This is a genomic window from Brevibacillus fortis, assembly GCF_046196545.1.
GTDB classification, from domain to species: domain Bacteria; phylum Bacillota; class Bacilli; order Brevibacillales; family Brevibacillaceae; genus Brevibacillus; species Brevibacillus fortis_A.
On sequence record NZ_CP176370.1, the window covers coordinates 6,161,364 to 6,182,878 of the forward strand.

The window sequence follows — 21,515 nt, forward strand, 5'->3', positions numbered from 1 at the left end:
CCCCTGTCTTCGCTGTCTATATGGCCTGTGTTTAACGGGTGCTCTGCTGATTGCTGCTGCCGATCTGACTCTTGTTCTTCAAGAAGAACATCGCCGCAATCGTCAGCACGTATGGCAGCATGGCCGTAAATTGCGTTGGAAGTGAAAAGCCCTGCAAACGAATACTAAGGGCATCCATCAACCCGAACAAAAAGCTCGAAGCCAAAATACCGAGTGGATGCGACTGCCCCATCATCATCGCTACCAATGCGATAAAGCCCCGACCAGCCGTCATCCCTTCTGTAAACATCGTGACTTGCCCCAGTGAAAGTTGTGCCCCTGCAACCCCGCACAAAGCACCACTCATCACAATCGCCAGCACCTGAAGTCCCGTCACTTTCAGACCGAGACTGCGTGCCGCAACGGGATTCAGACCAACTGCGAGGACGCGGAAGCCCGTAACCGTCCGATAAAAGAACACATATAACAGAATCGCAGCCAAAAACGCAAAATACACGAGCGGCGAATGACCAGAGACAATGCCTCCGATGACCGGAATATCGTGAATGAAAGGAATCTCGACGGTTGGCAAGCCAGCCATATCCTTATCGTAAAACGCCCCTTTGACACCGAAGATCGCCCGCAGTGCAAATGTCGTCAACCCCAGCGCGAGAAAGTTAATCGCCACACCGACGACAATTTCATTCGCCCTAAGCTTGATCGTCATGTACGCGAATAAGAGGGAAAAGACAATGCTGACCAGCGCTGCAATCAAAACGGCCAGAAAGAGATTCCCGGTAAAATGATTGCCGACAATCGCGGAAAAGGCACCGACCAGTACCAATCCCTCCAGGCCAACATTAAAAATTCCGACACGTGCGCAGAGCGCTCCACCCAAAGCTGCCAACAAGATCGGCGTGACCATCCGAATGGTAGAACTGAGGAGGGACCAATCAAAGAGCTCCATGCGATTCCCCTCCTTTTGCCTTCCGCTTTTTCCACCAGTCGTAGCTGAACTTGGCGGAGATGAACAATATCAATACGGCTTGTATAACACTTGCCAGCTCCAGCGGCACATCCGTATTGCGCTCTACACCCATGGCTCCAGTCTGAAAAGCAGCAAGCAGGATCGCAGTCACAATGATGCCAAGCGGGTGCGAGTTCGCAAGTAGAGCGGCCATCAAGCCCGTCCAGGCGAACCCTGGTACAGTCAGGGCTCCGTCAACAAAACGATAATGCGCCCCCATTACCTCGACGGTTCCCGCCAACCCAGCCAGTCCACCACTGGCAAACATCCCGGTCAGCATGACCCGAATGCGATTAATTCCTCCGTATTGAGCAAACAACGAGTTTTGACCCAGCATCTTCACTTCATAGCCAAAAGGCGTAAAACGAAGCACCCAGAACAACAGCAGCGCCGCAACAATCGCAAACAAAAACCCTGCGTGCACGCTCATCCCGGCAAACAGCTTCGGAAGCCAAGCGCTTTTCTCCAGCATGACGGTCTGTGCCAGTGCCGCAGAACCCGAGCGATCCCGGAATGGCTCTGTCACGAGATAGCTCGCAAACAAAACCGCGATGTAGTTAAAGAGCAGCGTAGAGATGAGCAACGGAATGCGAAAGCGGGCTTCCATAAAGCCTGGCAATAACGCCCAGAACCCACCGACTGCCATTCCTGCGAAAATCCCCGCCACAATTTTAATCATTCCCGGTGCTGGCAAGTAGATCGCGACTAACGCAGCACTGACAGCACCCAGCACCATTTGCCCTTCCGCCCCCAGGTTGAATACCCCTGCCCGAAATGCGAGGGAAAGACCCAGGGCAATTAGCATGATAGGCGTGGCTCTCGCTAATGTAGACGTAAAGAAATACAAACTGCCAAAGGCCCCTTTCCACATTTCCTGGTAGGTGCCCAAGATCGATTCGCCAACTGCAGCAATGACCAGCGCCCCGGTCAACAAACCGATGACGACAGCCAAGAACGGTTGAACCAATGACTTAGATAGCTCTTTGATTGCTGCCATGAATGCTTCCTCCCGCCATGATCACGCTGATTTTTTCTTCGGTTGCCTCCAGGCGTGAAAGCTCTCCAGCGATTCGCCCTTTATACATGACCAAAATCCTGTCAGACAAGGCGAGAATTTCGGACAACTCGGAGGAGACGAGCAAGATCCCATCTCCCTGATTGCGCTTTTCGATCAGCGCCTGATGAATGTACTCCATGGCACCGATATCCACCCCTCGCGTAGGCTCAGCCGCAATCAAAAACGGGGTTTCATGTCCCAGCTCCCTTGCTACGATCAGCTTTTGCAAATTTCCTCCTGACAGATTCCCTGCCAGCTCCTGCAATTGTCGGGAGCCTGTCTTGATGGCAAACTGATCAACCCAGCCTTTTATGACTTGGCGGAATTTCTCCCGCAAAACGACGCCGCGGCGGTTGTAAGCAGACTTTCGCTGATAGCCCATCAACGCATTTTCCTCGACGCTTGAGAGTTTGGCCGTTCCCCACAGATAGCGATCCTCCGGAATATGCGCCAAGCCGGCATCCCGAATGGTGGCTACTGATTTGTTCGTCACGTCCTTGCCGCCTAACCGCACCGTACCCTCCTGTGCCGCTCGCAAACCGCTGATCGCTTGCAGCAGCTCGGATTGACCATTCCCGGAAACACCTGCAATTCCTACGATTTCCCCGTGATGCACGGTAAAGCTGACTTGATCGAGCAGTGTCTGCTTTTCTCGAACCGTGAGATTCTCCACCTGCAACAAGGGGCCTTTATCCAGAGGAATTCGCTCAGCTAGCTCCTGCAATTCACGTCCGACCATCAATCTTGCCAAATCATCCGCATTTGTCTCATTCCGCGAAACTGTTCCTGTCACCTTGCCTCCGCGCAGTACCGTAATACGATCGGCTACCTCCATGACTTCCTGCAACTTATGTGTAATCAAAATGACGCTCTTGCCGCTCTCCGCCAGGTTTCGAATCGTTTGCAGCAGGTCGCGTACCTCCAGCGGGGTAAGTACAGCGGTCGGCTCATCCAGCACGATGATATCCGCTCCCTGATAGAGGACCTTAAGAATTTCGACCCGTTGCTGTTCCCCAATCGAGCAATTCGCTACCTTGGCCTGCGGATGAATCGGAATGCGATACTGCTCACTAAGGGCACGCACCTTGTCCTCCGCGTCATTTCTTTTGAAAAAACCTGCTTGCTTCGGCTCGTATCCGATCACGATATTTTCAGTCACACTGAATTCTCCGAAGAGCATAAAGTGCTGGTGAACCATCCCGATTCCATTTCGGATCGCATCCTCTGGTCCGCGAAAAACAACTGGCTTGCCGTTTAACACGATCTCTCCCGACGTCGGCTGCTCCATCCCGTATAGCATCCGCATCAGTGTCGTTTTGCCCGCTCCATTTTCCCCGACAATCGCGTGGACTTCTCCTGCTGCCAGTGAGAACGACACCTTGTCGTTTGCGGTAAAATCTCCGTACTTCTTGGTCATGGCCCTCATTTCCAAGCGATCGGTCATTCCCACTCCCTCATTTCTGTACGTCCTTTATGAAAATGGAAGACCGACTACACAGCCGTAGTCGGTCACATCCATCACTGTGCACAAGCTTTTTACGTGCGTGTTTAGAATTTATCTGGTACTTTTCGAGTGCCCGCTACAATCTCATCGTTGATCGCTTTCACTTTATCTACCACTTCTTGTCCAATAAATGAGTTCAGCGGCGTTTTGCTTTCGTGCGTGACATAGGTTACGCCAACACCTTTTTCTTTCAAGCCGTACGCAACAACACCTGGTTTGAACGTTCCTTCTACAAAGTTCTTCACGGTTTCATAAGCTGCCGCGTCGGTCCCTTTCAATTGGGACAGAACAATATGCTCTGGATCAATCGTCGTACGGTCAACGTCCTGACCTGCTGTGAAGAAGCCTTTTTCCTTCGCCGCTTCGAAAACGCCGAGGTCACCTACTGCTGCTGCACCGTTAATGAAGTCAGCGCCTTTGGAAGCTTGGAGCAAGGCCAATTCCTTTGCTTTTGCCGGGTCAGTGAAGCTTCCTACATAGTTGACCATCAGCTCTGCTTTTGGATTCGTCGCTTTCAAGCCCTCTTCGAAGCCAACTGTCCATTTTTTCAACTGCGGAATATCAAGAGCGACAACCATACCCACTTTGTTCGTTTTCGTTGCCAGACCTGCTGCTGCTCCCACCAGGTAAGCCGCTTCCTGCTCGCGGAAGGTAACACTGCGCACGTTTGGCAAATCCACTACCGTATCAATAATCGCAAAATTACGGTCAGGATTTTCGGCTGCTACTTTTTTCAATGCATCCTCTGAAGTAAAGGAAGAGGTGATGATCAAATCATAATTTTCTGCAACAGCCACGCGCAGATTCTCTTCAATCGCTCCATGGTCGGTAGATTCAATCGTTTTCACTTCTGCGCCCAGCTCTTGCGCGGCTTTCTTCGCACCTTCATCCATTTGTTGGAAGAACGGATTCACACCGATTTTCTCGGGTAAAATCAAGGCAATTCGCTTTTTGTCCGCGCCCTCTTGTCCTGCTGCTTGTCCTCCTGGCTGATCTGCAGGTGCGCTTGTGCCAGTCGAGCACCCTGTTGCCAATACTGCGAATGTCGTTAATGCCAGCAATAGCTTCTTCATGATGTATCTCTCCCTATCCGAACTTTACGTTTTTCTTTATCCTATTAGGTAATGTACGGCTTTTTACCCATTTTTTCAATACTATTTACGAATATTCTCTTATGAATTTAATTTATCGTTCGTTTATTTCCTCCTCCCTTTTACAAATACAACAAAAAAACTCTTCCCGGAGGAAGAGTTTGCGTACGTAGCCGTTCTCTTCCTCATCTGTCAAAACCATGGTACAGGTTTTGCAGGAATTGGCACCTTTCTGTTCATGTATAGACATGATCAGTGGTTGCCGGGCATCATCGGGCCAGTCCCTCCGCCGCTCTTGATAAGGTAGGTGAATATATTTAGTTACAATGGAATTTATTCTAGCAGAACGGTTCAAAAATGCAATTCTTTTTTCTCAATTCCAAACACTTCTAAAAGTAAATCGAAGTTTAAAAAGTCGTCTTTTCAGCACCGAGAAATTGGCGAGATCTGAAGAAGGAGGAGCGGAGTGTAGGGGACCTACATGAGCACCGGACTTCGAAGGTGAACGTCAATTTCGATGCCGAATCAGCTTTCAAAACTACTTCGTGATCAAAAGACGACTTTTTAAACAACCTCTAACTAATTTACGTGGAAGGTTTGCTGGAGACGATGAGACAATGTATTCAGCTCGCCCAGCTCTTCCGTAATCTCACGCACTTTTTGATGCTGGTTTTCTGCTGTCGCAAACAGCTCTTCTAAGTTGGCTACCGATTCCTCGGTTACGGCTGTAATGGTCGACATCTCGATGGCAACTTCTCCGGAACGCACTTTTACCCGGTCCATGCTGGAGCTTACTTGATCAGCTGCTTCCAGGAAGGCCATCATCCCGGCACGCACTGCTTCGATGGAGGCCACTGTTTTCACAGCCAGCTCTTGGCCTTTTGCAACAGACGTTTCCCCATTGCTCATATGCTGCACCGCATTCTCACTTTCCTGGTGGAGAGATTTCAGAATGTCGGTAATTTCCTGCGTAGCTGTCGCGCTTTGTTCTGCCAGCTTGCGGACCTCATCCGCTACAACAGCAAATCCCCGTCCATGCTCGCCTGCACGCGCCGATTCAATCGCCGCATTCAGTGCCAAGAGATTCGTTTGTGTCGCGATCTGATTAATAGCGCCGACAATTTCCTCTACGCGATTCGCCTGCCGATTGAGCTGGTGAATCGTAGAGGCTGCTACATTGACTGCCTGCACAATTTGCTCCATCTGCGAGGACAGCTCGTTCATCATCTGAACGCTTTCTGTCAGACGACGGTTGTTTTGTTGCGATTCCGTTTTCATTGCGTTGGTCTGCGTTGTGACTGCCTCGATTTCCTGATCGATGGATTGAACCTCTTCTTCGATCTTCACCGTAGAATTCGCCTGCGATTCCATACCTGTGGCGACTTCCTTGAAGGCTACCATCATTTCATCTGTATTGCGCTTCGTACCCTCCGCATGCTCATGCACATGATCGCTTGTACGATCCAGCTGCTCCGTCATTTGCTGGATGTTCAAAAGCATTTCTCCCAGACGGCGCTCCTTCTCTTCTGCTTCCTGCCTAGCGTCATCAGCTTTTCGCAAGGAAGCTTGTCCGGCCAGACACAGATACGTGACAGCTCCCATCATCATGAGAAGCGTGACAATACGCATAAGCAAATTGAGCTCCGAAAAATCACCTTCGAAAATCTCGTAGGTTCCCGTATAAAACCCGACAATCGTAACGATGATTTGGGCAATTCCCGCTGTTACTACCAGCTTCCAGTCCAAATAGGCTGCCAAAAAGCCCATGACGATAAAGGCGAGGAAGGTAACCTCTTGGTAATCGGTAAAGTGATCGAAGGAAATAGCATAAAACATAAGTCCGATTCCTACCAGATAACGAATCACATGACTATCTTTGCGAATGAAATAATACGGCGAAACAATTAAAGTGACCAGCAATCCCAAGGACGTCACTTTCCAGAAGTTCACATCCACTTGGTAGGCAATGAGTCCCGCCATCCACAAATGATTCCATAGGATGAAAATCATAAAGCCTTCTTTGTCAGTCAAGGTATTGCGAATCAATTGAATCATAATTGCCCCCCTTTTCCTTATTACTTATGTATCGGATTCTTTCCCCATTATATAGCCAAACCTTTGCCAAATTTGTGAAAAAAGTGAGAACAGCCAAAAACAATTTCGAATAGGCTATTACACAACTCACACGTACAGGAGGCAAACGGAGAAAAGTGGAACTCAATCAATTGCCAGCTACTGTGCTGACACGGACGATTAGCCGTCCGAACACCACCATTTACTACCCGCAATTGGCGGGTCTAGCCAACCAGCAAGCAGAAAAAGATATCAACCGGGCGATTTCTCAAACGGTTCAAGGCTTAATTCACGAGCAGCAACGGGTCCAGGTACCGGGAAATACACAAATGCAAGGAAGCTACGAAATCAAGACAAACGAACGCGGTATTTTCAGTGTCGTGTTGAGCAACTACGCCTACACTCCGCAAATGGCTCACGGCATGACCTTCCTCGGGTCGATCACCGCAGATATCCAAACGGGCAAGCTGTATACGCTTCGTGAATTATTCAAGCCAGGAAGCGATTACGTCAAGGTGATTTCCGAAAACATCAAGCGTCAAATCAAAGAAAGAAGCATCCCCACACTTAATGGCTTTACTTCGATTAAGCCCGATCAGGATTATTACGTCGCCGACAAAGCACTGGTCATCTACTTCCAGTTGTACGAAATTACGCCTTACTACGTCGGTTTCCCCATGTTCCCCATTTCGGTTTATGAACTGGAGCCGCTAATCAATGAAAAAGGACCACTGAGTATCTTGTCCGCGGATTAGTGCATCATTGTATTGATCAGCCAGGTGAGTGTCTTCTTCCATGACACTCGCCTGATTCTATTTGTGTCAGAAAATCCATTATTTCGCCATCGAATAAACGTTTACTTATATGTCCGAAACTGCTAGTATGTTATTGTACATATTTACTTAAGCAATAAAGTGTACGATATATCGAACCAGCTTTCCTGGAGGTATATACTCATGCAATATTATGGACATCGAATTAGCCAAACCGCAAGAATATTCAGTAAAACGTTAAATGGGACTATGGCTCCCATGGGATTATACAGCTCGCAATGGGGTATTATCCTTTGCTTGCATTATCGTGAATCGCTCACCCAGGTTCAATTGAGCAACTACCTGAATGTGGAAGCGCCGACGATTACCCGGACACTCACCCGATTGGAAGAGATGGGCTGGATCATTCGCTCAGAGGGTGATGACAAGCGTGAGCGCTATGTGTCCTTGTCCCCGCAAGCAGTCGAACGGTTCCCGGAATGGCTGGAGGCTGCCAAAGAGCAAGAAGAGCTGGCACTCCGCGGCCTTGACGAAGCAGAACTCGCTATCTTTAACCGCGTATTGAAGAAAATGAACGATAATTTGCAGCCGTCGTAGCAAGTAAAAAATGACTTCGCCCAAAGCAGTTTGGTGAAGTCATTTTTTGTTAGCCATTCTTCCTTGCGCTATGGATGATGGTGTTGAGCTCTTGTTCCAATTGAATCAGTTCAATCTGTATCTGTTGCTTTTGCAATTGTTTTTTCTGTTGCAGCACTTGTTTTTTCAAATCATTTGATTCTTTGTCATTGGTTTGGTTCGCTGAAGAAGTATCCTCGTCCGGTTCCACCTGACCAGTCGAGCCTATAGCAGCCAGGAAGGCACCGAGAACTGCGATCCACCCGCCTACCGCTACCAGCTCATTCGCCAGATTTTTTTCGATCATTCTTCTTCCCTCCGTTTTTAGATGAATCCTCCTGTAAATTCTTCTTTATATCTTGAAGACTGTCTCGTAATTGAGCAATTTGCTGTTCAATTCGTTTAAATTGCATATCGTCATCGTTGTCATTGCCATTGCCATTCTTATTGCTCCCATTGATTTGCTTGTTCAATTGGATGAGCGGCTGCATCAACTTCTCATTATCGCAGGCAGGCTTTTGACTTAATCTGGTTGTTTTATCAATGGCGAGTATGACAAAGCCAATCGAAATAATCCAAAGTGCTATTACAGCGGTATCGTCATCATCACAAAAAAACATAGATACCTCCATGCCAACAAAAAGTCGTGGTTTGATTATTGGCCCTTCTATACAATACGCTTCTGCCTAATTCCTCGTGACATCGCGATCATTACTTTCCTGATGTTGTTCTGTCATGAAAAAGGCTTCCCACCAAGCACAAGCGTGCCCAGCAAGAAGCCTATTTGTTATGATCGTATTCGTTATTGCATGCGTTTCGCAATATTGCGAGCCATCCAGACCCCAGCAGCTCCGGCCTGTGCCAGACCACGCGTAATTCCGGCACCATCCCCGCCACAGAACAATCCTTTGATTTCTGTTTCGAATTCCTCAGTCAGTTTCGGACGAGCCGAGTAGAATTTCGCTTCCACTCCGTAGAACAATGTATGCTCGGAAGCAATTCCCGGCGTTACCTTGTCCAGTGCTTCCACCATCTCGATCAAACTTTTCATCGTGTTGTAAGGCAACACGAGTCCCAAGTCACCCGGTACTGCTTCCTTCAGAGTAGGCTCCAGGAAGCCTTCCTTAATACGCGACTCTGTAGAACGGCGACCGCGCAAGATATCGCCGTACTTTTGCACGATAACCCCACCGTTTGACAGATCATTCGCCCGCTTGCAAATTTCTCTCGCATACTCATTCGGCTTGTCAAACGGCTCTGTAAACGTATGAGATACCAAGAGCGCAAAGTTCGTATTCATCGAGCCCAGCGCTGGGTCTTTGTAAGAGTGCCCGTTTGCCGCCATCACTCCACTGTGGTTTTCCACCACCACGTGACCGGATGGATTGCTGCAGAACGTCCGTACACGCGTTCCGACAGATGTATTGAAAATGAATTTTCCTTCGTACAAATGCTCATTGATTTCGCGCATGACGACATCGGATGTCTCCACACGTACGCCTACGTCGACTTGATTATTGTACATTTTCAGGCGGCGCTTTTTCAGGATATCCGTCAACCATGCGGAGCCATCGCGGCCTGGTCCGATTACCACGTAATCAGCTTCATACTCTTGGCCATTTTTCAAGACGACACCTTTTACCTGATGTCCGTCTGCTTCTTTCACCGTAATGATGTCCGCGACCTCTGTCTTGAACATCATGTCGATATGCTTCTTCAAATGCTCGAAGATCGACTGGAGAATCTCCAGGTTTTGCTCCGTTCCCAAGTGACGCACCTGCGCTCGCAACAGCTTGAGTCCAGCTGCATAGCCGCGCTGCTCGATGCTCTTGATCGTCTCTGTAGTCGGGTCCGTAATCGATTGGGTAGCCCCATGCTCCAAATTGATTTCATCTACGTATTTGATCAGCCCAAGTACAGTGGAAGGGCTGAGATAGTCTGTCATCCAACCACCAAATTCGGTGGTGATGTTAAATTTGCCATCACTATAGGCGCCTGCTCCACCAAAACCACTGGTAATCGAACAGGCCGGCAAACAGCCTGCAAATTCTTTTTTTCCTGCTGGCGGCGGGCAGAGCTTGATCTTTTCCTCCAAGATCGGACAGCGTCTGCTATAGATGTCATGCCCTTTATCAATCAACAGCACCTTGGCATTCGGTGCTTTTCGCATTACCTCGTAGCATGTAAAAATCCCTGCTGGTCCTGCTCCTACAACGATTACATCATACTTATTCATGTCGTTCCCTCCCCAAAGAAATGCAAAAAATTCCCGGCCGACGAATAGGGTATACCAAACCTGCCCTATTCGTAGCCGGGAATTTACGGTTCCCTGTAGAGACCCTCAAACCATATTTCTGAGGATATACGAATACAATTCACTATTTCATTCGTCAAGCCTGTGTTGTTCTTCAACAATATGTATAGTAGCTTATAAGGTGAATCAAGTCAACCGGAAACAGCTTATTTATTCGTCTTTTAAAGTTAAATTTATCGTAAACATGCCTTTACAATCCGTAAATACATAAAAAACCGAACATTAAAAGGCGAACATTCGTTATTTCTGTACATGACGCTCATCTTCTCGGGAAGGAATCCGTCACAAACGAGTAGAATAGAAAGAATTTTACAAAATATTTTCCGGTCATTATTTATTTCTCTAAAAAAAGGATGAGGCCTGTACATGCGGGATTATCGCTATTATCAGTCTGCCTTTGCCGGTGTTCCCAAGCCGTTCGCTTTCGTCGACCTAGATCTGCTGGAGGAAAATGCGGAGCAAATCAGTTTGCAAAGCAATGGAAAACCCGTTCGAATCGCGAGCAAGTCGATCCGAAGCGTTGCCATTCTCAAACATGTATTGCAGTTGGACGATTGCTTTCGTGGTCTCATGTGCTATTCCGCTCCTGAGGTGCTTCACCTGTGCAAGGCAGGCTTCGATGACCTGCTGCTAGGCTATCCGCTCTGGGAAAAAAGCTGGCTTTTGTCCATCGCCTCTGAGATTAAGAACGGGCGCTCCATTACTTTGATGATCGACTCTCTCCCTCATGTCGAACAGCTCGAACATATCGCCCGGGAAACAGGAACCAGGCTTCCAGTCTGTCTCGATATCGACATGTCGTCTGATGTGCTGGGGCTGCATTTCGGCGTCTGGCGCTCCCCTCTTCGCTCTCTCGAGGCGTCCCTCTCCCTTGCCAAGCGCGTTGCTTCCTCCGATCATCTCTACCTAGATGGTGTCATGGGGTACGAAGCTCAAATTGCTGGCGTAGGTGATCGATACCCTCGTCAATTCCTGAAAAACAGCATCATTCGTCTCCTCAAGCAATATTCCGTGAAAGAAGTGGCTTCTCGACGTGCTACACTGGTGCATGCCATTCGCGAGTTAGGCATTTCTCTTCGCTTCGTAAACGGTGGAGGAACGGGCAGCTTGCACTTGACCGGGAAAGAAGACTCCGTTACAGAGGTTACAGCAGGCTCCGGATTTTTTTCGCCTGGGCTCTTTGACTACTTTCAAGATTTTCGGTTTCATCCTGCTGCCGGATTTGCACTGGAGATTATCCGCAAGCCCACAGAGCATATCTACACATGTGCCGGCGGAGGCTACATCGCCTCTGGTTCTGCTGGGCGTGACAGACTCCCCAAGCCTTACTTGCCAGTGGGAGCAAAGCTGTTTCCCAACGAAGGAGCAGGTGAAGTACAGACACCGATCCACTATCAAGGCATGGAAACGCTGGAGCTGGGAGACCCGATCTTTTTTCGCCATGCCAAAGCAGGAGAGCTCTGCGAACGTTTTACCCGGCTGTACTGCATCTCTGGCGGGAAAATCATCGAGGAAGTGACCACCTATCGGGGGGATGGATTATGCTCACTGTAAAGAAGCATGCGAATCACTGGACCAATTGGACAGGAAATGTACAAAGCCAGCCGAAGCAAATCGCGATGCCAGGGTCCGTGGATGAGGTCGTGCAGCTCGTCCTTGCTTGCAAGAAGGCAGGTACACGGATTCGAGTCGTCGGCTCTGGTCATTCCTTCACGCGGCTCGTCCAGACAGAAGACTGCTTGCTATCCCTGGATCATCTCCAAGGAATCGTCGGTGTAGACCCTGCCTCTGATACCGTTGAAGTCTGGGCAGGCACCAAGCTCAAGACACTCGGACACCTGCTGCATCAAGCGGGCTACTCTCAAGAAAACCTCGGCGACATTAACGCCCAGTCTATTGCAGGGGCCGTCAGCACCGGAACACATGGCACAGGCATTCATTTTGGCAGCATCTCCACGCAAGTCGTCGGGCTGACAGTCGTGACCGCAGCCGGGGAGGTTTTGGAAGTATCCGAGCAGGCCCGGCCGGAGCTGTTCAAAGCCATGCAAGTCTCTCTTGGTCTCTTGGGCATCATCGTACGCGTCAAGCTGCGTGTCCTTCCAGCCTATCGCCTGCGCTACCAAAGCCGTCGCATGCAGCTAGAGGAGTGCCTGTCCTCTCTGGAGACATTTAAAACCGAGCATCGGCATTTCGAATTTTTTATCTTCCCGTATTCGGACACCGTTCAGGTGAAATTCATGAACGAGACCAGCGATCCCCCCAGCGGCAATCAACAATGGAGCTATTTGAAAAAAATGGTGGTGGAAAACGGACTGTTTTGGCTCTTGTCCGAGAGCTGCCGATTGCGCCCTTCTCTCACCAAAAGCGTCAGCAGGCTGTCCGCCCAAAGCGTTCCCTCTGTCCATGAGAGCGGCTACAGCCATCAGCTTTTCGCCACCCCTCGCCTTGTTCGTTTTTACGAAATGGAATACTGCATACCCGCTGAGCATATGGGTGATGCCATACAGGAGCTGCGTCAGGCGATTGAACAGGAACGCTTTGCCGTTCATTTTCCGCTGGAATGCCGGTACGTCAAAAAGGACGACATCTGGCTCAGTCCCGCTTACGAAAGGGATAGTGCCTTCATTGCCGTCCACATGTACAAGGGCATGCCATACGAAGCATACTTTACCCGGATGGAGGAGATTTTCGCCCGATATGGTGGACGTCCACACTGGGGCAAAATGCACAGCATGACCGCCGAGAGGCTTCATCAGGTCTATCCGCGCTTGACCGATTTCCTCGCCATTCGCTCTGAGCTCGACCCTGACAGCTTGTTCGTGAACCCGTATCTAGCCGAGCTGTTCGACATCTCCTGAAGACCATCCTTACGCTACAAAAATGCCCCGACCACATCATTCATGGCAGGGGCATTTTTCTATCGAGCAGGACGGCTTATCCTTGCGTTGGGAGATTCGGTTTATGCGCCTTTTTGCGTCCATAGCGCACATAATAGAAGGTATAGAACAGCACGAGCGCACCAATTCCGTAGTAGAGTCCAATTCGCTGTGTCGGGTCAAACGCCGGGAAGATCAGAATGAATGTGCAAAGAGCCAGACACATGAGCGGCATCACCGGGTAAAAGGGTGCGACGAACTGTAAATCTTCTATTTTCCCACCCTCACGCAAGTATTGACGGCGGAAATTGAATTGAGAGAGAGCAATCCCCATCCACGTGAAGGTAACCGCAATACCGGATACAGACATGAGCAGTACGTATACCGTATCCGCTGCAACCACGCTGGTTAACAGAGAAAGAAGCGAGAACGCCAGCGTCGCCAAGAGTGCGTTCAAGGGCACTTTACGTTTTGTTAATTTTCCAAAAATAGGATGCGCCATATTACTATGGGAAAGTGACCACAACAAGCGAGTGGCTGCGTACAAGCATGAGTTACCAACAGACAACAGGGCCGTCAAGATAACGAAGTTCATGATATCCGCTGCAAATGGAATCCCCACTGAATCAAACACCGTCACAAACGGGCTCTCCAAGAGTCCCAGCTCACTCGATGGAAAGAGTGCGGACAAGATCGTGACTGACGCCACATAGAACACGAGAATGCGAAACACAACGTTGCGGATCGCCCGCGGAATGGTCTTCTGCGGGTCTTCTGCTTCCCCGGCTGCAATTCCGATCAGTTCAGAGCCTTGATAAGAGAATACGACGTTCATCATCGTCACAAATACGATCGCAATGCCAAACGGGAATAGTCCCCCATCTGCCGAGAAGTTGGAGAGAAACGGGGCAGGTCTTCCTTCCATACTGACAATACCGAATATAGCACCTAGTCCGACAATAATAAACATAAGTACAGCCAATACTTTAATTCCGGCAAACCAGTATTCGGTTTCTGCAAACCCTTTTGTCGTCAGCGCATTGAAGGCAAAGAGCAAAACGATAAAGAGCGCGCACCAAATCCAGATCGGCGTATCCGGGAACCACCTTTGCATGACCATGCCCGCGGCAGTGAACTCTACCCCGGCAGTTGTAGCTGACCCTAGCCAATACATCCATCCCAGTGTAAACCCGCTGGCCGGACCAATATACTGGCTGGCGTAGGCTTGGAAAGAGCCTGTTACTGGCATTTTTACAGAAAGCTCACCCAGGCACGTCATGACCAGATACAGCAGAACCCCGCCGACAATATAGGCGAGAAGGGCCCCGCCAGGCCCCGCCTGATTGATCGTGAAGCCAGCATTGAGGAAGAGCCCTGTCCCGATCACGCCACCTAACGACAGCATAAACAAATGGCGACTTTTCATGGAGCGTTGTAGCTGCGTGTCTCTTTCATTCCCAGTGTTCATATGATTCCTCTCTTTCACTAGCTTATTAAGAGGTCTATCAAGGGTCTATAAAAGAAGAGAGAACTGCCTGCGCTAGAAACGCAGGGACAGGCAGCTCAATCCTCCGTCTTGTTTACGGAATTCAGACATATCCAGCTCAATCACATTGTAGCCAGCGTCAGTGATTTGCTTTTTCGTGCTCTCAAAGCCCTTTGGAATGATGACGTAGTCGTTGATATGGATGCAGTTCGCAGAGTACTCGACTTCTTTTTCCACGATCAGATGCTTGTATTGGCTAAACACTTCAGAATCGATGAACTCCCCAGCCAGAACCAGCAAGTCATTGCCAAGGTAGGCAATACCTGTTTTCAGGTGGAAAAACTCTTTCAACGGAACAATGGTGACTTCATATCCGTATTTGGACAGAATCTCGCGGAACTGGATGGCTCCTTCTTCATTTGTGCGTGTAGACAGACCGACATAGAAATGGTTTTCTACCTGCATGACGTCTCCACCATCGAGGAAGCCAGGGGACTGAATATATTCAATCGTGTCATAGAAACGAGGAAGCACCAATTTCATATCCTCAATTTCACCATTGCGGCTTTCTGCACCAGGATTGGTGATGACGGCGCACTTTTCCGTGAGGACAGCTGTATCTTCCACAAACGTAGAATCCGGGAAACGCTCGTCCGCTTCCAGAACGGTTACATCCAGACCTGTCTGTTTCAGCGCTTCTACATAAGCGGCATGCTGTTTAAGAGCAAGTTCAAAATCAGGTGTACCCAAATCAGAAGTCGTCAAACCATTTACATAGCTATTTCCCGGTTTTCTTACAATCGCACGTGAAAATTTCATGATGATAGATCTCCCTTCTGTTTTCGAATCTTGCTTTTGTCTAACAGTGGGCGACAGAGTAACGAGCATGTAAACGCTTCCACTTCTACTACTTTTGCTTGTTCATCGCCACCATGTTGGATTCATTCTCCTCTGAGCAATCACCCAGAAATATTCCGCATTGTGGAATCACTTCTGCAATACAAAATTACACTCTTAATGTAAAATAGTTTCAAATTTTTTGTCAATAAATTTTTATCTGGTCTAAATTATATTGATTCGGCTGAAAAATTCTGATAGATTGAGGTCATATTAAGCTGGCGTGACATTCAACGAGCAGTCACTATGCAACAAAGCCAGGAGGTAACCCACGTTGGTACAATCGATTGACCGGGCGATGAGCATCATCTCCGTCCTGGTATCAGATCCAAACAAGCAGCATTGGTCCATCTCAGAAATTGCTGAACAAACGAACCTGCCACTGAGTACGGTACACCGTTTAATAAGCAGCCTCATCAAGCATGGACTCATCCTCCAGGTTCCTGAGAGCAAGCAGTACAAGGTCGGCTATACGTGGATGGAAATCGGGCTGCGCATCCTGGACAAGATGGATATGCGCGCTGTCGCCCGAACTGTCATGGAACAATTGGCAGCTGATGTACGAGAAACCGTCTATCTGAACATTCCACAGGGCTCTCATGCCATCGTACTCGAACGAGTGGAGGGTCCCATGTCTGTCAGAAGCATGGATAATCTGGGCGAGCGTATTCCGCTACATATTGGTGCGGCAAACAAAACGATTCTCGCCAGCATGAATCCGACCGAAGCAGAGCAAATCGTGACCGGTTTAATCCCGGATGCAGAAAAACGTCGCGAGCTGTTAGAACGACTGCCAGAAATCAGACAAAACGGCTATGCAGTCAGCTACGGTGAGAAAACCGAGGGCACCGCATCCATTGCCGCTCCTATCTTCGGTGTCAACCAAAAGGTCGTGGGCGCTTTGAGTATCGGCGTTCCGAGCTATCGGATCAACGAGCAACTCTTGTCCTCACTCATTGAACAAGCCCAACAAAGTGCCAAAGAAATTTCCCACAAGATCGGTGCCTTACCTTAATTTTTTTGCCCACTAACCGGAAACGGTTTTCACTATACGGAAAACGGAGGCGTTTTTTATGCAAAAATGGCAAACAAAAGAGCAGCTCGTTGATCTCTTGTGCAATTTGGTAAGCATCCCAAGCATTACAGGATCATCTGCCGAGAAGGACTTGCCTGGCTACGTCGTCGATCAGCTGCGTACCCTGCCTTATTATCAAGCCAATTTCGATCATGTGCGTGCGAATCCGACTGGGGACGGGCGCCACTTTGTCACTGCTCTGGTTAAAAAAGAAGGTGTACGGGACACTGTCATTCTCGTCAGCCATTTTGATGTGGTCGATGTCGAGGATTACGGCGCCTGGATGAAGCATGCTTTTGATCCGAAGACCCTCACTCCTCTCTTCCAGCAAAATCAAGCGGAAATGCCAGCAGACGTTCAACAGGATATCCGTACCGGCAACTGGCTGTTTGGCCGTGGCACCATGGATATGAAATGCGGACTGACGCTGCACATGTCAATGATTGAGAAAGCAATTGCTGGAGAGTTCGACGGCAACATTTTGCTTCTGACCGTCCCTGACGAAGAGGTGAATTCTGTCGGGATGCGTGCAGCAGTCCCAGCGCTGTTGCAAATCGCCGAAGAGTTCGACCTGAGCTACACGACCGTGCTCAACTCCGAGCCGATGTTTACCCGCTATCCAGGGGATACGAATACGTACTTGTACACAGGCTCCATCGGAAAAGTGCTGCCAGGCTTCCTCTGCTACGGCAAAGAAACACATGTCGGCGAGCCTTTTGCTGGGTTAAACGGCAATTACATGGCCTCTCAAATTACATGTGAGCTGGAGCTGAACACATCCTTCTGCGAGGTCGTTGAGGGGGAAGCATCTCCTCCACCGACGAACCTGATTCAAAAGGATCTGAAAAAAGAGTACTCTGTCCAAATTCCGCATCGTGCCGTGACACTGTTCAACCTGTTCCTGCTGGAGAAGCAGATGGAGGATGTCGTAGAACCGTTGCTGGAATCGGCAAGAAATGTGGCAGAGCGCATGAAGCAAAACTACCTCAAGCACGCGAGCCAGTTTGCCAACTTTGCGCCTTTTAGCCCGCGTGATCTGTCCATTTCCGTCATGACTTACGAAGAACTGTATGCCTATGCGAAGAAAACGTACGGGGAAGAAAAACTGCGCCAGCTGGAAGCAGATGTGATCGCCAACCGCGGCGACAAGGACGATCGCGACACCACGATCGAGCTGGTCGATCAATTAGCGATTCTGTGCAAAGAGCTGTCACCGATGATGATCTTGTTCTTCGCTCCACCGTTTTACCCGGCAGTCAGCTCGCGCAATCATCCTCTGATCCAGCAAACGATGGAAGAGATGAAAGCATACGCGAGAGATCAACACCAGGTCAATTTGGTCAAGCAAAACTACTTTGGCGGTATCTCTGACTTGAGCTACGTCGGACTCCAATATCCGGCGGCATCCATGCAGCCATTGGTAGCAAACATGCCTTTATGGGACAACGGCTACTCCATTCCGCTTCAGGAGCTCGAAACATTTGATGTACCTGTCATGAACCTCGGTCCAGTCGGACGTGACGCCCATCAGTGGACAGAGCGTCTGGACATCGACTATGCATTCGATACGTTAAAAGACATGCTTCCTCGTTGTATCCAGTCTCTCTTGCAAAATGGGAAAGCATTGAAGGAATAGCAAATAGGAAAAGGTTCCTGTACCGATAGATTACTGTCGCACAGGAGCCTTTTTCCTTATAATGAAGAAAAACCATTTCAAGGGAGGGTTACGCATGGAATTTCAAGCGAAAGAAAATGGCTTTGTCACTCAACTATCCTACGGTGAGCTGCACGTATCAGGTGATGAACAGTATGGCTTTCGCCCCTACCAGCTCTTGGTCTCTTCCATCGCTGTTTGCAGTGGTGGTGTTTTGCGAAAAGTATTGGACAAGATGAGAATGCCGTGCACGGATATGAAAGTAACAGCAGATGTTCAGCGAAATGAGGCAGAGGCAAATCGGGTTGAAAAAATTCATCTCCACTTCATCATTACGGGTGAAAATATGAAAGAAGAAAAAGTGCAAAAAGCCATTGAAGCCGCGAGCAAAAACTGCCCGATGGTCCAATCTGTCAAAGGAAGCATCGTCGTAACCGAGTCCTTCGAATTGGTATCATAACAGCGGTCCAAAACCATATCGAAAAACAATAAAACAGCCCGATGTGAAGTGACCGGGCTGTTTTACTATTTGCTAACTTAATGACTTACGGGCTGTTGTTGTGGAACCTTCACTCTGTTCTTTTTGCTTTCTGGAATGAGCATATTTAAAAGCACCGTTGCCAAGGCCCCTACTGTAATGCCTGACGATAAAATGTAGTTCACGAAATCAGGTACTCCTGCGAGCGCATCTTTTGGCAGGACCGTTACCGCCATTGTCAGCAGGATCGGCAAACCGATGACCATCATTGTCCGATCATCAATCGTAATGTTTTGAATGACTTTGATTCCGTTAGCCACAATCGCTACACACACGATCCCAAAAATTCCGTTGATGACTGGCTCCGGTATACAGGTAATCGCCGCCGACAGCTTCGGCACCAACCCAAGGGCAATCAAGATCAATCCTCCAGCCATAATCGCCATCCGGCTTCCTACTCCTGTCACCGCAATCAACCCAGCATTGGAGGAATAGCCAGTCGTAGGTGTACCTCCGAACAATGCCCCGACAAAGCACCCCAAGCCTTCACCGACAGCACCGCGATTCAGTCGCTCCTCCGTCAATTCACTGTTCGTTACTGTAGAGACGACGAACCAAGTCCCTGTTGTTTCAATCATGATAATCAAATAAACAAAAAGCATCGTCAAAACAGCACTGAGATCAAATACTGGAGCTCCATACGGAAACAGCTTCGGCATGGACAGCCACGGTGCTTGTCCAACCGGACTAAAATCTACCGTTCCAAAAAAAGCAGCGGTTACCGTTCCGACGAAAATCGCAATCAGGACAGATACAAGTCTAAAAAACGCACCCGCAACCTTTGCTCTTGTGCCAAGCAGCATACAGATGACAAGCACACCAGCAGAAACGGCGGCAATCAAAATGTTTGTCCAAATATTTCCTGGGGAGTGATAAATGTTTCCCATCCCTGTTGGCATCAAGGCAATGCCCACGATGATGATCACCGTCCCGCCTACGAGCGGAGGAATGAATTTGCGAACTGCTTTGGCAAACCATTTCAATGGATAACCCATCAGGGCCACAAACAGCGCTCCAGGAATCATGCTGCCAATCATTGCGCCCATCCCCAGCTTACTGCCGATCGCAGCCAGCGCACCGATGGGTACATAGGAAGGGCCTTGCACGACAGGTAAACGCAATCCAAAGCCAGTCTGGATCAACGTCCCGATACCCGTTGCGAGAAAACACATTTGAATAAAGAAAGAAGTGCTTGAAGCGTCCATGGTCAGTAGCCCAGCAATAATAATAGGAGCAATGTACAAGTCCATAGCTAACACATGCTGCAAACCAAGTAAAAACGCCTTGCCCACACTGATTTTGTCATCGACGCCCACAACAAGCTGATTGCTTTCTCGATGTTGTTCCACTTTCAAAAGGCCTCCCTAGTGGTAATTTAGCTAATCACGAACGATATAAGTGGGATTATAACGGATAATTACGTTTTTAAGCAACTATTCACGTAATAAATAGGTAGAATCGTTTTATAATGTTCGTGTTTTCTGTTGACTTCCTTTCTACTCTCCCGCTACAATGGGTGAATAACCGAAGCATCGACAAAGGGAGTGTCTCATCAATGATCGTGCAAGATACCGTGCTGCGTAATGAGTGGATCGTCGCCTGTCGTTCGGTGGATGTGCAAGACCGCCCGATCCAGGTCACCATTATGGGCGAGCGGGTCGTTCTCTTCCGCAACGAAGAAGGAATCCATGCGTTTAAAGACCTCTGTATTCACAGAGGCGCTGCCCTGTCTCTGGGCTGTGTCCGAGATGGAAAGCTGGTCTGTCCGTATCACGGATGGGAATATGAAGCATCTGGCGCCTGTGTAAAAATCCCTCAGTTGCCTGCCGAGCAAGCGATTCCCGGCAAGGCGCGTGCTATTTTATACGGCTGTACAGAGCGTTATGGGTTCGTGTGGGTGAATCTCGCCAACCAATCTCCTGAGTTTTTTGCTCTGCCGGAATTTGAGGATGAACGTTTTCGAAATGTCATTTGGGGGCCACAGACAGTGATGGCCAAGCCTCCACGCGTCGTAGAGAACTTTTTGGATGTAGGCCACTTGGCTGTCGTTCATGAGGGTTATTTGGGCGTCGAAACGCACATGGAAATCGGGGATTACCGCGTTCACCGCGACGATAACGGTGTCATTCGCACGGATGAGATCAAGATTTTTCAGCCTGACCCGGACGGTACTGGTCAAGCGAAGCACGTCTATTACACGTACGAAATCCTCCGTCCGCTCACGGTTAAATTTACGAAACGCGATGCGGAAAACGGCAATCTGATGTCCATTTTGCTGACTGTGATGCCGCTGGATGAAGCGCGAAGCGTAGCTTATGGCGTACTTTCTTTCAATTATGAGACGAACCTTTCCGATGAGGACATCATTAGCTTCCAAAACCTCATCTTTGCACAAGATAAACCGATCGTGGAAAATCAAAAGCCGGAGGACCTGCCACTTGATCTGCAAGTAGAGCTGTCCTTAAAATGTGACCGCGCGAGCATCGTTTATCGTCAATACTTGACGGAGATGGGTGTAACGTTCGGTACGGCATAAAGGGTAAACAGAAAGGACCT

19 protein-coding genes and 2 riboswitches are annotated in these 21,515 nt (G+C 49.0%); of the genes, 8 read left to right on the forward strand and 11 right to left on the reverse strand.

All coding sequences use genetic code 11. From position 1 onward, the window contains the following. Positions 1-31 precede the first annotated feature (31 nt). From ACKKE8_RS29870 to ACKKE8_RS29890, 5 genes are all read right to left on the reverse strand, one after another. A complete protein-coding gene (locus ACKKE8_RS29870; protein WP_409176184.1) occupies positions 32-946 on the reverse strand; it encodes an ABC transporter permease in 915 nt (304 codons plus the stop codon). After that, positions 933-2,003 carry an ABC transporter permease gene (locus ACKKE8_RS29875; protein ID WP_409176185.1) on the reverse strand — a complete coding sequence of 357 codons (1,071 nt, stop codon included), beginning with the start codon at positions 2,001-2,003 and terminating at the stop codon, positions 933-935. The genes ACKKE8_RS29870 and ACKKE8_RS29875 overlap by 14 nt, the downstream gene beginning before the upstream one ends. Beyond that, positions 1,978-3,507 (reverse strand): ABC transporter ATP-binding protein, encoded by a 1,530-nt coding sequence (locus tag ACKKE8_RS29880; protein ID WP_409176186.1) that lies wholly within the window; start codon positions 3,505-3,507, stop codon positions 1,978-1,980. Before ACKKE8_RS29880 ends, ACKKE8_RS29875 begins: the two co-directional genes overlap by 26 nt. A gap of 104 nt (positions 3,508-3,611) precedes the next feature. Next, the gene (locus ACKKE8_RS29885) at positions 3,612-4,640 is read right to left on the reverse strand and encodes a BMP family protein (protein WP_409176187.1); all 1,029 of its coding nucleotides are present in this window, start codon (positions 4,638-4,640) and stop codon (positions 3,612-3,614) included. Positions 4,641-4,840: 200 nt separating this feature from the next. Then, positions 4,841-4,963: riboswitch (SAM riboswitch) on the reverse strand. Positions 4,964-5,237: 274 nt separating this feature from the next. Further along, on the reverse strand, positions 5,238-6,713 hold the full coding sequence (locus ACKKE8_RS29890; RefSeq protein WP_409176188.1) for a methyl-accepting chemotaxis protein: 1,476 nt from the start codon (positions 6,711-6,713) through the stop codon (positions 5,238-5,240). A gap of 155 nt (positions 6,714-6,868) precedes the next feature. On the opposite strand from ACKKE8_RS29890, the gene ACKKE8_RS29895 reads away from it, so the two are divergent. Both ACKKE8_RS29895 and ACKKE8_RS29900 read left to right on the forward strand, forming a co-directional pair. Beyond that, entirely contained in the window at positions 6,869-7,486 is a 618-nt protein-coding gene (locus ACKKE8_RS29895) for a DUF3298 domain-containing protein (protein ID WP_409176189.1), read from the forward strand. 201 nt (positions 7,487-7,687) lie between these two features. Next, positions 7,688-8,101 carry a MarR family winged helix-turn-helix transcriptional regulator gene (locus ACKKE8_RS29900; protein WP_142065830.1) on the forward strand — a complete coding sequence of 138 codons (414 nt, stop codon included), beginning with the start codon at positions 7,688-7,690 and terminating at the stop codon, positions 8,099-8,101. 49 nt (positions 8,102-8,150) lie between these two features. On the opposite strand, the gene ACKKE8_RS29905 is transcribed toward ACKKE8_RS29900, so the two are convergent. From ACKKE8_RS29905 to ACKKE8_RS29915, 3 genes are all read right to left on the reverse strand, one after another. Beyond that, positions 8,151-8,426: a hypothetical protein gene (locus ACKKE8_RS29905; RefSeq protein ID WP_409176190.1), complete on the reverse strand. Its 276-nt coding sequence runs from the start codon at positions 8,424-8,426 to the stop codon at positions 8,151-8,153. After that, positions 8,401-8,739 carry a hypothetical protein gene (locus tag ACKKE8_RS29910; protein WP_409176191.1) on the reverse strand — a complete coding sequence of 113 codons (339 nt, stop codon included), beginning with the start codon at positions 8,737-8,739 and terminating at the stop codon, positions 8,401-8,403. The genes ACKKE8_RS29905 and ACKKE8_RS29910 overlap by 26 nt, the downstream gene beginning before the upstream one ends. A 182-nt stretch (positions 8,740-8,921) precedes the next feature. Next, positions 8,922-10,355 (reverse strand): NAD(P)/FAD-dependent oxidoreductase, encoded by a 1,434-nt coding sequence (locus tag ACKKE8_RS29915; protein WP_409176192.1) that lies wholly within the window; start codon positions 10,353-10,355, stop codon positions 8,922-8,924. A gap of 52 nt (positions 10,356-10,407) precedes the next feature. After that, a riboswitch (purine riboswitch) is annotated at positions 10,408-10,507 on the reverse strand. 292 nt (positions 10,508-10,799) lie between these two features. Here ACKKE8_RS29915 and ACKKE8_RS29920 point away from each other — a divergent pair. Both ACKKE8_RS29920 and ACKKE8_RS29925 read left to right on the forward strand, forming a co-directional pair. Continuing rightward, positions 10,800-11,987 (forward strand): amino acid deaminase/aldolase, encoded by a 1,188-nt coding sequence (locus tag ACKKE8_RS29920; protein WP_409176193.1) that lies wholly within the window; start codon positions 10,800-10,802, stop codon positions 11,985-11,987. After that, a complete protein-coding gene (locus ACKKE8_RS29925) occupies positions 11,975-13,291 on the forward strand; it encodes a D-arabinono-1,4-lactone oxidase (RefSeq protein WP_409176194.1) in 1,317 nt (438 codons plus the stop codon). Before ACKKE8_RS29920 ends, ACKKE8_RS29925 begins: the two co-directional genes overlap by 13 nt. A gap of 76 nt (positions 13,292-13,367) precedes the next feature. On the opposite strand, the gene ACKKE8_RS29930 is transcribed toward ACKKE8_RS29925, so the two are convergent. Both ACKKE8_RS29930 and ACKKE8_RS29935 read right to left on the reverse strand, forming a co-directional pair. Continuing rightward, positions 13,368-14,777, reverse strand: coding sequence for an amino acid permease (locus tag ACKKE8_RS29930; RefSeq protein ID WP_409176195.1), 1,410 nt, complete (start codon positions 14,775-14,777; stop codon positions 13,368-13,370). A gap of 72 nt (positions 14,778-14,849) precedes the next feature. Then, entirely contained in the window at positions 14,850-15,614 is a 765-nt protein-coding gene (locus ACKKE8_RS29935; RefSeq protein ID WP_409176196.1) for a dimethylarginine dimethylaminohydrolase family protein, read from the reverse strand. 352 nt (positions 15,615-15,966) lie between these two features. On the opposite strand from ACKKE8_RS29935, the gene ACKKE8_RS29940 reads away from it, so the two are divergent. The 3 genes from ACKKE8_RS29940 to ACKKE8_RS29950 all read left to right on the forward strand — a co-directional run bounded on the left by ACKKE8_RS29940 (position 15,967) and on the right by ACKKE8_RS29950 (position 18,881). After that, positions 15,967-16,707, forward strand: a complete 741-nt coding sequence (locus ACKKE8_RS29940; protein ID WP_409176197.1) for an IclR family transcriptional regulator — start codon at positions 15,967-15,969, stop codon at positions 16,705-16,707. Positions 16,708-16,765: 58 nt separating this feature from the next. After that, positions 16,766-18,403: a M20/M25/M40 family metallo-hydrolase gene (locus ACKKE8_RS29945; protein WP_409176198.1), complete on the forward strand. Its 1,638-nt coding sequence runs from the start codon at positions 16,766-16,768 to the stop codon at positions 18,401-18,403. Positions 18,404-18,497: 94 nt separating this feature from the next. Continuing rightward, complete coding sequence (locus ACKKE8_RS29950) at positions 18,498-18,881, forward strand: OsmC family protein (protein ID WP_007720051.1); 384 nt, start codon at positions 18,498-18,500, stop codon at positions 18,879-18,881. A gap of 77 nt (positions 18,882-18,958) precedes the next feature. Here the strand turns inward: ACKKE8_RS29950 and ACKKE8_RS29955 are convergent, their stop codons facing one another. Then, positions 18,959-20,308 carry a uracil-xanthine permease family protein gene (locus tag ACKKE8_RS29955; RefSeq protein WP_409176199.1) on the reverse strand — a complete coding sequence of 450 codons (1,350 nt, stop codon included), beginning with the start codon at positions 20,306-20,308 and terminating at the stop codon, positions 18,959-18,961. A 206-nt stretch (positions 20,309-20,514) separates the two neighbouring features. Between ACKKE8_RS29955 and ACKKE8_RS29960 the strand changes: the two genes are divergently transcribed. Continuing rightward, complete coding sequence (locus ACKKE8_RS29960) at positions 20,515-21,495, forward strand: Rieske 2Fe-2S domain-containing protein (RefSeq protein WP_409176200.1); 981 nt, start codon at positions 20,515-20,517, stop codon at positions 21,493-21,495. Positions 21,496-21,515 lie beyond the last annotated feature (20 nt).

Excerpts from the sequence above, each read along its gene's own strand:
- ACKKE8_RS29870 (WP_409176184.1), bottom strand. The coding sequence starts at position 946 with ATGGAGCTCTTTGATTGGTCCCTCCTCAGTTCTACCATTCGGATGGTC.
- ACKKE8_RS29875 (WP_409176185.1), bottom strand. The coding sequence starts at position 2,003 with ATGGCAGCAATCAAAGAGCTATCTAAGTCATTGGTTCAACCGTTCTTG.
- ACKKE8_RS29880 (WP_409176186.1), bottom strand. The coding sequence starts at position 3,507 with ATGACCGATCGCTTGGAAATGAGGGCCATGACCAAGAAGTACGGAGAT.
- ACKKE8_RS29885 (WP_409176187.1), bottom strand. The coding sequence starts at position 4,640 with ATGAAGAAGCTATTGCTGGCATTAACGACATTCGCAGTATTGGCAACA.
- ACKKE8_RS29890 (WP_409176188.1), bottom strand. The coding sequence starts at position 6,713 with ATGATTCAATTGATTCGCAATACCTTGACTGACAAAGAAGGCTTTATG.
- ACKKE8_RS29900 (WP_142065830.1), top strand. The coding sequence starts at position 7,688 with ATGCAATATTATGGACATCGAATTAGCCAAACCGCAAGAATATTCAGT.
- ACKKE8_RS29905 (WP_409176190.1), bottom strand. The coding sequence starts at position 8,426 with ATGATCGAAAAAAATCTGGCGAATGAGCTGGTAGCGGTAGGCGGGTGG.
- ACKKE8_RS29910 (WP_409176191.1), bottom strand. The coding sequence starts at position 8,739 with ATGTTTTTTTGTGATGATGACGATACCGCTGTAATAGCACTTTGGATT.
- ACKKE8_RS29915 (WP_409176192.1), bottom strand. The coding sequence starts at position 10,355 with ATGAATAAGTATGATGTAATCGTTGTAGGAGCAGGACCAGCAGGGATT.
- ACKKE8_RS29920 (WP_409176193.1), top strand. The coding sequence starts at position 10,800 with ATGCGGGATTATCGCTATTATCAGTCTGCCTTTGCCGGTGTTCCCAAG.
- ACKKE8_RS29925 (WP_409176194.1), top strand. The coding sequence starts at position 11,975 with ATGCTCACTGTAAAGAAGCATGCGAATCACTGGACCAATTGGACAGGA.
- ACKKE8_RS29930 (WP_409176195.1), bottom strand. The coding sequence starts at position 14,777 with ATGAACACTGGGAATGAAAGAGACACGCAGCTACAACGCTCCATGAAA.
- ACKKE8_RS29935 (WP_409176196.1), bottom strand. The coding sequence starts at position 15,614 with ATGAAATTTTCACGTGCGATTGTAAGAAAACCGGGAAATAGCTATGTA.
- ACKKE8_RS29945 (WP_409176198.1), top strand. The coding sequence starts at position 16,766 with ATGCAAAAATGGCAAACAAAAGAGCAGCTCGTTGATCTCTTGTGCAAT.
- ACKKE8_RS29950 (WP_007720051.1), top strand. The coding sequence starts at position 18,498 with ATGGAATTTCAAGCGAAAGAAAATGGCTTTGTCACTCAACTATCCTAC.
- ACKKE8_RS29960 (WP_409176200.1), top strand. The coding sequence starts at position 20,515 with ATGATCGTGCAAGATACCGTGCTGCGTAATGAGTGGATCGTCGCCTGT.